The 11,461-nt window shown below is 35.9% G+C and carries 6 protein-coding genes and 1 pseudogene; 4 read left to right on the top strand and 3 right to left on the bottom strand.

The genetic code is table 11. The features are described 5' to 3' along the window. Window positions 1-16: 16 nt before the first annotated feature. Window positions 17-577, bottom strand: a complete 561-nt coding sequence (locus ACODS7_RS21950) for an HAAS signaling domain-containing protein (RefSeq protein WP_029441709.1) — start codon at window positions 575-577, stop codon at window positions 17-19. Between the two features lie 435 nt (window positions 578-1,012). Here ACODS7_RS21950 and alsS point away from each other — a divergent pair, with 435 nt between their 5' ends. After that, window positions 1,013-2,701 carry an acetolactate synthase AlsS gene (gene alsS / locus ACODS7_RS21955; protein WP_098641190.1) on the top strand — a complete coding sequence of 563 codons (1,689 nt, stop codon included), beginning with the start codon at window positions 1,013-1,015 and terminating at the stop codon, window positions 2,699-2,701. 16 nt (window positions 2,702-2,717) lie between these two features. Then, the gene (alsD, locus tag ACODS7_RS21960; RefSeq protein ID WP_029441711.1) at window positions 2,718-3,476 is read left to right on the top strand and encodes an alpha-acetolactate decarboxylase; all 759 of its coding nucleotides are present in this window, start codon (window positions 2,718-2,720) and stop codon (window positions 3,474-3,476) included. 138 nt (window positions 3,477-3,614) lie between these two features. Here the strand turns inward: alsD and ACODS7_RS21965 are convergent, their stop codons facing one another. Beyond that, window positions 3,615-4,232, bottom strand: coding sequence for a DNA-3-methyladenine glycosylase (locus ACODS7_RS21965; RefSeq protein ID WP_016082703.1), 618 nt, complete (start codon window positions 4,230-4,232; stop codon window positions 3,615-3,617). A gap of 134 nt (window positions 4,233-4,366) precedes the next feature. Here ACODS7_RS21965 and ACODS7_RS21970 point away from each other — a divergent pair, with 134 nt between their 5' ends. Both ACODS7_RS21970 and ACODS7_RS21975 read left to right on the top strand, forming a co-directional pair. Next, on the top strand, window positions 4,367-5,239 hold the full coding sequence (locus ACODS7_RS21970; protein WP_000640430.1) for a Cof-type HAD-IIB family hydrolase: 873 nt from the start codon (window positions 4,367-4,369) through the stop codon (window positions 5,237-5,239). A gap of 394 nt (window positions 5,240-5,633) precedes the next feature. Beyond that, window positions 5,634-9,953, top strand: coding sequence for a SpaA isopeptide-forming pilin-related protein (locus ACODS7_RS21975; protein WP_243168520.1), 4,320 nt, complete (start codon window positions 5,634-5,636; stop codon window positions 9,951-9,953). Window positions 9,954-10,020: 67 nt separating this feature from the next. On the opposite strand, the pseudogene ACODS7_RS21980 reads toward ACODS7_RS21975, so the two are convergent. Next, window positions 10,021-11,412, bottom strand: a pseudogene (locus ACODS7_RS21980) (S-layer homology domain-containing protein); the annotation flags it as partial. Between the last annotated feature and the right edge of the window lie 49 nt (window positions 11,413-11,461).

The raw sequence follows: 11,461 nt of genomic DNA on the forward strand, positions 1-11,461 counted from the left end.
TCTCCTTTTACATTCATTAGTATCTTTGTAAAATAGCTAAATTCCATTTTAAATACTTAACTAAAAGTGAGTATATATGTTTTATCATTTGGTAAGATATGACGGATATTAGTAAGCCGATGCAAAAAGCTATGAATACATTGTAAACATCGGAATAACTGATTTGATGAAACCCTTTAAAGAATCCTAATCCTATTAATAAGATAGGTGAAATAATTAATAACGGAGTGGCAATTATAAGTGCTAGAAGAAGCGGTAATAGAAAGAGTAGTACGAAAAAAGCGATAATGATACATATAAAGTTTAAAACACTTAAGCTCATAACAGAAAACAGTGCTGTCATAATATTTTTTAGGCTGCGTCTATTGTCAGCGTTGCTTATTGCATGTGAAACAGTAAGTTCTTTAGCGATAGTTTTAGGGTTTCCTAGCTTTTTAGAAATTTCCTCTTCAGATATTCCATCTTGTTTACCACTAATAAAATGAGTTTCGTACTCCGAGATAATATCCTCCTTTTCTGAATTAGGCATATTCCATAGAGAAGAACTAAGTTGTTCTAAAAATTCATTTTTGTTCATAACAATCACTTTCCTTTATAAAATGATGAATTATGGCTGAAAATCCTATCTTTTTTCTAAACAGCACACTCAATCTATATCTACTTTTTGAAAGGAGATATACTAATTGTGAATAACATTCCAAATAATGGGTATTCCGTTATTTATAAATATATCACTTACTATTGTTCTTTGCAAGGTACTATAAATTTGTTAATAATGTGAATAGGTGGAAGTATTTTTGTACATTTTTAGAAGAGATATAAAAATGTTATTTTAAGATAAACAAAAGGTTGTAAGCGTATTCTTTAAATATTGTCAAAATAATGTCGAATTCATATTCTTGGAAAAATAATGCATTTGTACTATAATGATAAACGATACTTCACCACATTAATTAACCAGGTGAAATTAAAATCTTTATTACACACATTATGAAATAAAGGGTGATTAGTTTTGAGTACAGGTGTAAAAGCAAACGACGTGAAGACAAAAACAAAAGGAGCAGATCTTGTTGTTGATTGTTTAATTAAACAAGGTGTTACACATGTTTTCGGTATTCCAGGAGCAAAGATTGACTCTGTATTTGATGTATTGCAAGAAAGAGGACCAGAGTTAATCGTTTGTCGTCATGAACAAAATGCAGCATTTATGGCAGCTGCTATTGGTAGATTAACAGGGAAACCGGGCGTATGTCTTGTAACTTCAGGACCAGGGACATCAAATTTAGCGACAGGTCTTGTTACTGCGAATGCGGAGAGTGATCCCGTTGTTGCTTTAGCTGGTGCAGTTCCGCGTACAGATCGATTAAAACGTACGCATCAATCTATGGATAATGCTGCACTATTCGAACCAATCACAAAATATAGCGTAGAAGTAGAGCATCCTGATAATGTGCCAGAAGCATTATCAAATGCATTTCGAAGTGCGACTTCTACAAATCCAGGCGCTACTTTAGTAAGTCTTCCGCAAGACGTTATGACTGCGGAAACGACTGTAGAGTCTATCGGTGCGCTTTCTAAGCCGCAGCTTGGAATCGCTCCCACACATGATATTACATATGTAGTAGAAAAAATAAAATCAGCGAAATTACCAGTTATTCTACTTGGTATGAGAGCGAGCACAAATGAAGTGACGAAAGCTGTTCGTAAATTAATTGCGGATACAGAACTTCCTGTCGTTGAAACATATCAAGCAGCTGGTGCGATTTCACGTGAGTTAGAAGATCATTTCTTCGGCCGCGTTGGATTATTCCGTAACCAACCAGGGGATATTTTACTAGAAGAAGCAGACCTTGTGATTTCTATCGGTTATGATCCAATCGAGTATGATCCAAAGTTCTGGAATAAACTTGGCGACAGAACGATTATTCATCTTGACGACCATCAAGCAGATATCGACCATGATTACCAACCAGAGCGTGAATTAATTGGTGATATTGCCTTAACGGTAAATAGCATCGCGGAAAAATTACCGAAACTTGTATTAAGTACGAAATCAGAAGCGGTATTAGAACGATTACGCGCGAAATTATCAGAACAAGCAGAAGTTCCAAACCGTGCTTCGGAGGGTGTTACGCACCCACTTCAAGTGATTCGTACACTTCGTTCTTTAATTAGTGACGATACAACCGTTACATGTGACATCGGTTCCCATTCTATTTGGATGGCGAGATGTTTCCGTTCTTATGAACCACGTAGATTATTATTTAGTAACGGTATGCAAACGCTAGGTGTTGCACTTCCTTGGGCAATTGCCGCTACTTTAGTAGAACCAGGTAAAAAAGTAGTTTCCGTATCAGGTGATGGTGGTTTCTTATTCTCTTCGATGGAGTTAGAAACAGCAGTACGTTTAAATTCGCCGATCGTACATCTTGTTTGGAGAGACGGCACATATGATATGGTTGCATTCCAACAAATGATGAAATACGGCAGAACATCAGCTACAGAGTTTGGCGATGTGGATCTTGTGAAATATGCGGAAAGTTTCGGGGCGTTAGGTCTTCGTGTTAACACGCCTGATGAATTAGAAGGGGTATTAAAAGAAGCATTAGCAGCAGATGGTCCTGTCATTATTGATATTCCAATTGACTATCGTGACAACATTAAATTAAGCGAAAAATTATTACCAAACCAATTAAACTAATGGAGGCAGATTTGAGATGACTGTTGCGCAATTAATTGATATTGATGCAAAAAAAACGAAAACGAGTAATGAAGTATATCAAACATCTACAATGCTTGCGCTATTAGATGGTATATATGATGGTGTGATTAGCTTTGAAGATTTGAAAAAACATGGTGATTTCGGCATCGGCACATTTGATCAATTAGATGGTGAAATGATTGCATTTGATAATGAATTTTATCATTTACGTTCAGACGGTTCAGCAGAAAAAGTAGAACCAGAAGAAACAACACCATTTGCGACTGTAACGTTTTTTGAAAAAGAAATGAGTTATACGGTAGAGCGTCCAATGAATCGTGAAGAAGTTGAAGCATTATTACATGAATTAATGCCAAGTAAAAACTTATTTTACGGTATTCGAATGGACGGTACGTTCCGTGAAGTAAGAACGAGAACTGTTCCAAGACAAGAAAAACCGTATACACCGCTCGTTGAAGTGACGAAATCACAACCAATCTTTTCATTTGAAAATACAGAAGGTACGCTTGCTGGATTTTGGACACCAGATTATGCGCAAGGTATTGGTGTAGCTGGATTCCACTTACATTATATTGATGATGAAAGAAGCGGGGGTGGACATGTTTTCGACTATGTTATAGAAAACTGTACGATCCAAATTTGTCAAAAAGCTCATATGCATTTAGCACTTCCAGAAACAGCTGATTTTATGGTGGCTGAATTATCAAGAGAAAACTTAGAGGATAATATTGCAACTGCGGAAGGTGCAGAGTAAAAGGGAAAGACTGTTCCATTTTGGAACAGTCTTCTTTTATTCGTAATGTTATTATTTGTCGATAAATCGATATTTCTTGTCGAACCGTTGATATATTGTAAGTTATGATAGATATATTTGAAAAATCGTTGATATTGCTTATTTCTTTGAAACAAACGGATGTCCCTCATAATAAAAACGCCACGGATAATGTACAGCTTCTTCTGCATAGTCGATGTTAATACGAGGTCCTGCTGCTATTTTGTATTGTGATGATATGTGTTCATCTTCTGGGACGAGTTCAATATGTAATGTGTCACTTTGTAATGATAAGCCTCGTTCTTCTAAAGTAATTCCGAGGGCACGGCATAGTTTGCCAGGACCGTTTGTTAAATTTTTGTACTGCGCTTTTGTAATGTCTGTTTTGTTGTAGCGTGCTAGTTTTATTTCTTCTATTCCATTTACCGGCTCAAGGGCTCGAATGAGAACACCTTGCGGGGTGCCAACTGGTGCTGTAATAACGTTAAAACAATGATACATACCGTAAATTAAATATACGTAAGCATGCCCTGGTGCGCCAAACATGACTTCTGTGCGGTCTGTCCGTCTGCCGCCGTAACTATGTGCGGCCTTATCATCTGGGCCTTTATATGCTTCTACTTCTACAATGATTCCGCTTCGCTTTATTCCGTCTACAATATGAACGAGTTTTTGCCCGAGTAATTTTTTTGCTACTTCTAACGTATCGCCTTCATAAAAGGAAGGAGGTGCCTGCATTGTACTATCTCCTTTACTAAGTGTATATGTATATAGTAAACCAAATTTTCAGTAGTAATTCTAACTCGTTCTATTTATCGGGTGTATTTCATAAATTATGGATAGAGTACAACAGCGAAGAGGGGGAGTGCGACATGATTTATCGCTTACTAGCTCTTAATATAGATGGGACACTACTATACAACAATGGGAAAATTGCAAAAGGATTAAGAGAAACAATTGAATTTGTGAAAAGAAAAGATGTATACGTTACGTTATTTACGAGCCGTAATTTTCAATCCGCTCATAAAGTAGCAAAGGCGTTAAAATTAGATTCTATATTAGTGACACATGGTGGTGCTTTCGTTTCAGCAACGTTAGATAAGCCGTACGTTCAAAGAAGATTATCTGAAGAGAAGACTTTTAATATTGTGCAAGTGTTAGAGCACTTTGATTGTAACGTACGTATTTCTCATGAACGGTTTTCGATAGGAAATCGTGAGAGAAATACACCAAACTTAATTGCGCGCACTGTATTATCAAGCGCAGATCCGTTATTTTATCCAGTTCAATTTGTAGATTCGTTAGGTGACGCGCTTCGTGACCATCCGGTAGCGGCGCCAAAAATTGATGTTCTTTTCCAAACTAAGGGTGAAAAAGAAAGAGGGCTGAACACATTAAGAAAAGCATTCCAAGATGTAGAGTATGTTGAATGTGATTCAAAACGAATAGAAATCTTGCCGCAAAATGTATCGAAGTTACGCGGATTACAATTGCTTGGAGAGCATTTAAATATTTCGCTAAATGAAATGGTTGCGATTGGAGATAGTATGGAAGATTTAGAGGTTATTGAAAACGTGGGACTTGGGGTAGCGATGGGGAACGCACCTGTAGAGTTAAAGCAAGCAGCAGATTGGATTACACGTTCAAATAGTGAGAACGGTGTAGAGTACATGATTAAAGAGCATTTCCGTAAGCAATTCCCGCTTCCGTTTTTGAAGAATCATAAAAATACACCGAAACGATGAAAGAAAAACGTAGCTTTTTGGCTACGTTTTTTTGTGGAGCTTATTAAAAGGAATGAAAACGTTTTAAAATGTGAATTGTGTATGAAATCTATACAATTCACTTGAATCCTTTAGAAAACTAATGTAAAGTGAATGATGTTGTCAAAATAGTTACACCACATGAAATATTCTTCAGATTAATTTTATTGGGCTCCCATACGTAAAAGTATTTCCGCATGACAGTTTAGTTCACGTATTATTTCAAAAATGAATTGTAGTAATTTTATTAAGTCGTTTTAGCGTTTCTTTGTTTTATTTAAATGGATTATTTTAAGTTAATGTGAGTAAGACCTGGTACATATGAAATGTGCTTCTTTTTGTGATTTTAGGAAGTTTAAAAGGGGGAATGAATTTCTTGAGGAAATCATTTAATCAAAAAATTAAAAAGTTAAGTAGTAGTTTGATAGTTGTATTACTAATATGTATGAATTTTTTAATCCATTTACCATTTAAAGCAGAGGCAGCTACAACAGAGTTAAAAGGTTTAGGTGATGTATCTTATTACAACGCCATCATTTTTGGAGATCATAGTGCAACGAGTGCGGATATTGAAGGTGCGATGGCTGTTCAGAAAAATATGAACGCATCAAGTTATACAGTCGTAGCGGCTGCAACTGGAGCAAATAACTTAGCTGGAGCAACTTGGGTAGATGAAGGATATCCATCATTATTACTAGGCGGTCAATTTACGAAAGCGGGAGCAGGACAAGTAATTATTCAAGATGGAACAGTGGCGATGACAAAAGACGGTGACCCAGATGGCGCAATGAAAACATCATATGACCGTATCTCTTATAAAGAGCAAGCGGAGATTGATGCTAAGTTTAAAGAATTTAGAAAAGACGTTGATGGTGTAATTGGGGATGCAAGTAAACTACACACTGATAAGCCAAAACCTAATATGAGCTTTGGAATCGGTGAAGATGTAAACAACCCTAATATTTATGTCTCTTCAGGCCAGACGGGAAAGAAAGCATTTGATGTAAAAGACGTTTTTCTTCCGAATGTAGAGAATAAAGACTTTATTGTTATTTATTCAGATGCAGAAGAAGTGAGTTTTGGTGGCGGTGCAATTTTGTATGATACAAGAAATACTGGGATGGCGACGGATTTAATTAATACATCTCAAGCATACGACCCTAATTCATCTTTTACTGAGTTAGCTAGTAAAGTAATTTGGGTATTTCCTAATGCTACAAAGATAACAACTAAAGGTTATGGTGTAGTAGGTAGTGTGTTTGCACCTAATGCAGTTGTAGAAACAAAAGGTGGTTCTATTAATGGACAAGCCTATGTTGGAGGATTACACCAAAGAGATGGTTTTGAAGTTCATAACTTTAAATTTAACTGGCCAAAGTGGAATAAGCCGGTAGCCGAAAAAGGACATTTACAAATTAAAAAAGTTGATGAAAATGATAAAAACATTGTTTTAAAAGACGCAAAATTTGATGTTATAGACAAAGATAATAACGTTGTGGCTACTGTTACAACAAACGAAAAGGGTATTGCGGAAGTTAAAGATTTACCACTTGGTGACTATTTTGTAAAAGAAATAAGTGCACCAGAAGGATATATAAAAGTTGATACACCAGTCAAAGTAACAATTGATAATACAAACGTAATTGAACTTGTTATGAAGAATACGAAAAAAGTAGAGAATGGCCAATTTAAATTATTGAAAAAAGATAGTGAATCTGGTCAACTTCTACCAGGTGCAAAATTTGATGTTATCGATAAAGATGGGAAAGTTGTGGAAACAATTGTTACAGATGATAAAGGTGAAGCCTTATCGAAACAACTTCCAGTTGGAAGCTATACATTAAAAGAAGTAGAAGCACCGAAAGGATATGAATTATCATCTAGTTCAGTTTCTGTTGATGTAGAGGCTAATAAAGTAGTGACTGTAGATGTGGTGAATAAAAAGATCCCCGAAAAAGTAACAGGTCAATTTGAAATTGTGAAAGTAGATGCGGAAGATAAAACGAAAGTATTATCAGATGCAGAATTCGAAGTGTATAAAGATGGTAAAAAAGTAGATACGTTACGAACAGATAAAACTGGTAAAGTAATTTCTCAGAAATTAGAACCAGGAAAGTACACATTAAAAGAAACGAAAGCACCACAAGGATATAAATTGCTAAAAGAAGAAATTGAAGTCGTTGTGGAAGCAAACAAAGTAGTAGAAGTACAAATAGAAAACGCAAAAGAACTAGGAAGCTTACAAGTAACCAAAAAGGATGCAGAGAGTGGAAAAGTTCTAGCAGGTGCAGAATTTAAACTAAAAAATGAAGCTGGTCAAGTAGTTGGAGAAGTGAAAACAACGAATAAAGACGGTGTTGTGAAATTCGAAAATGTAGTGCCAGGAAAGTACACGTTAGAGGAAACGAAAGCGCCGGAAGGTTATAAGGCGTTAGAAGTAACAGTAGAAGTAAACGTTGTAGCGAACGAAGTAGTAAAACAAGAAGTTACGAATGAAAAAGTAACAGGTCAATTCGAAATCGTGAAAGTAGATGCGAATGATAAAACGAAATTATTATCAGGTGCAGAATTCGAAGTGTATAAAGATGGTAAAAAGGTAGCGGAACTGAAAACAGATGAGAGTGGAAAAGTGATGTCACCAAAATTACCGCTAGGTGAATACACAGTGAAAGAAGCGAAAGCACCAGCGGGCTACAAGCTTTCAAATAAAGAATGGAAAGTAACAATTCAAAACGAGAAAGAAGTAGTAAAAGTAGAGGCAGAAAACGAAAAAATCTTAGGTTCTCTACAAATTATTAAAATGGATGATAAAGATCAAACGAAACGCTTAGCAGGCGCAGAATTTACATTGAAAGATGCAAAAGGAAATGTTGTAAAAGAAGGAATTACAACAGATAAGTCTGGAACGGTTAAAGTAGACGGACTTGTGCCAGGTGAATATACGTTAGAAGAAACAAAAGCACCAGAAGGTTATGAGTTAACAAAACAAATAATTCATGTAACAGTTGACGGTGAAAAAGTTATTGATGTAAAAGTAACGAACGGTAAGAGCCTTGGTCAATTCGAAATCGTAAAAGTAGATGCAGAAGATAAAACGAAAGTATTATCAGATGCAGAATTCGAAGTGTATAAAGATGGTAAAAAAGTAGATACGTTACGAACAGATAAAACTGGTAAAGTAATTTCTCAGAAATTAGAACCAGGAACATACACATTAAAAGAAACGAAAGCACCACAAGGATATAAATTGTTAAAAGAAGAAATTGAAGTCGTTGTGGAAGCAAACAAAGTAGTAGAAGTACAAGTAGAAAACGCAAAAGAACTAGGAAGCTTACAAGTAATCAAAAAGGATGCAGAGAGTGGAAAAGTTCTAGCAGGCGCAGAATTTAAATTAAAGAATGAATCTGGTCAAGTAGTTGGAGAAACGAAAACAACAGATAAAGATGGTGTTGTGAAATTCGAAAACGTAGTACCAGGAAAGTACACGTTAGAGGAAACGAAAGCACCAGAAGGTTATAAGGCGTTAGAAGTAACAGTAGAAGTAAACGTTGTAGCGAACGAAGTAGTAAAACAAGAAGTTACGAATGAAAAAGTAACAGGTCAATTCGAAATTGTAAAAGTAGATGCGGAAGACAAAACGAAAGTATTATCAGACGCAGAATTCGAAGTGTATAAAGATGGTAAAAAAGTAGATACGTTACGAACAGATAAAACTGGTAAAGTAATTTCTCAGAAATTAGAACCAGGAACATACACATTAAAAGAAACGAAAGCACCACAAGGATATAAATTGTTAAAAGAAGAAATTGAAGTCGTTGTGGAAGCAAACAAAGTAGTAGAAGTACAAGTGGAAAACGCGAAAGAACTAGGAAGCTTACAAGTAATTAAAAAGGATGCAGAGAGTGGAAAAGTTCTAGCAGGTGCAGAATTTAAATTAAAGAACGAAGCTGGTCAAGTAGTTGGAGAAGCGAAAATAACGAATAAAGACGGCGTTGTGAAATTCGAAAGCTTAGTGCCAGGAAAGTATACGTTAGAAGAAACGAAAGCGCCGGAAGGTTATAAGGCGTTAGAAGTAACAGTAGAAGTAAATGTTGTAGCAAATGATGTAGTAAAACAAGAAGTTATGAATGAAAAAGTGAAAGAAGAAATTACAGGTCAATTAGAAATTACAAAGGTAGATGCTAATAATACAAATACAACATTAGCAGGCGCAGTGTTTGAAATTTGCAAAGACGGAACAAAAATGGACACATTAACAACAAATAAGAGCGGTAAAGCGACTTCTAAGAAGTTAGAACCAGGAGATTACACTTTAAAAGAAATCCAAGCGCCAGAAGGATATACTTTATCCGATAAGGAAATGAAATTTACGATTTCTAATGAAAAAATTGAAGTTGTAAAGCTTCAAATTACAAATAAAAAAGATACAGATAAAGATCCGGAAAAACCAGGTGAAGGAACAGGGAAGCCTGATGAAGGAACAGGAAAACCAGGTGAAGGAACAGGAAAGCCGGGTGAAGGAACAGAAAAGCCAGGTGAGGGAGTAGAAAAACCTAATTTACCAGAAAAAGGACAAGGTTCTTCTAATAATCAACAACTTCCAGCTACAGGACACAATACGAATTACATTCCATTCATCGGTTTTATGCTTCTGTTACTAGGAATACGTTTAAGATTCATGGCTAAAAATAGTTAACAGATGTATAAAAGGCATCAGAGATATACAATCTCTGATGCCTTTTAAATTAATACAGATAAATATTTTAAGCTTCAATCACGCTAAGCATTCTGTTTATAAATGCAGCTGCGTGTGCACGTTGTGATGGTCCTTTTGGTACGAATTGATTCAATTCATTACCTTTTACAATTCCATATCCATATACTCTTTGTACTTCTTCTTTAGCGTAAATTAAGTTTTGGTCTACGAATGGTAGTTCAACTTGTTTTGCAAAAATACCAGCGTGTTTTAGAGAACGATCAATCATAATAACAGCTTCTTCGCGTGTAATTGTAGTATTTGGATCAAATGTATTATCACCACGTCCGCGGATTATACCTGCGCTTGCTGCACGATTAATACCGTCTCTTAAAGATGGGTGTACTTGTTCTAAGTCTGTGAACTTAGCATTTCCACTTGGTAATTGTAAAGCACGAGTAATTAATGTAGCAAATTCAGCACGCGTTACAAGACGTTCTGGGAAGTACTTGCCGTTCCCTTCTCCTTGCATAATACCTCTAGCTGCTAATTGACGAATGTCTTGTTCATACCATCCACCTGTAATGTCATCAGTTACGGGATTTTTTTGGTTTTCCTTATAGTATGTTTCAGTTCCTTTTAAGAAAGCATTCCATTGTCCGCGTTGAATCATAAACGCAGGGCAGTTTTTTCCTGACCAAAATTGGTGTTTTTGGACCTTATCTAGAGAAATATTTAAGTCGTTCATTAAATAAGCTGCCAATTTACGGGCGTTTTCTACCGCTTTTTCATAGTTTCCATCTTGATTAACGGCAATTTCAATTCCGATAGATTCATAGTTTCCAGTTTTATTTCCAGCATGCCATCCAACTTCATTTACCGGAAGATGTTGATAAATTTCTTTATCATCTACTGTGAAATGCCAAGATGCGGCGCGATCAGCTGTTCCGCGTGCTTGGTTATCTAAGAATTTTGCATGATTTAGAGCATTAGCACCTTTCGCTGTATTAGCCGTTTCGTGAATCGTAATATATTTAGGTACCATCGGGTAGCCAGGGCGAATATCGTCATTTCCTTTTGGGACAATCATTTCTTTAAATGTAACGCCATAAATATTGTTTGTTTGTAGAGATTCCGGAGCTCTCAATAAACTATTTTTAGCAGTACGACTGTTTTTTAATAATGAAGCTTTTGTACCTTCAAATGTAGCAGAAGGTGCATAAATCCATTTTGCTGTTTCGTTTATTTGGACTTTAAACCAATTTCCAGCTTGTTCAGTAGGAGTAATGACTTGTGGTTGTAGTTTCCCTTCTTCTTTAAACGATTGGAACGGAAGGGCATGTATGGAAGCTTCTTCTTTTACGATTAATTTTTGGTTAGATAGTTTATGAATCTCTTGAACTTCTAAGCTATTATCATTGTTATCTATCCATCCAGCGCCAGTTGACGTCGTTATGTATATAAGTTACGTTTAATATTTTAACAATTGTTCAGTTCCTAACCTTTGA

The sequence above is a fragment of the Bacillus sp. FG16 genome (assembly GCF_057809515.1).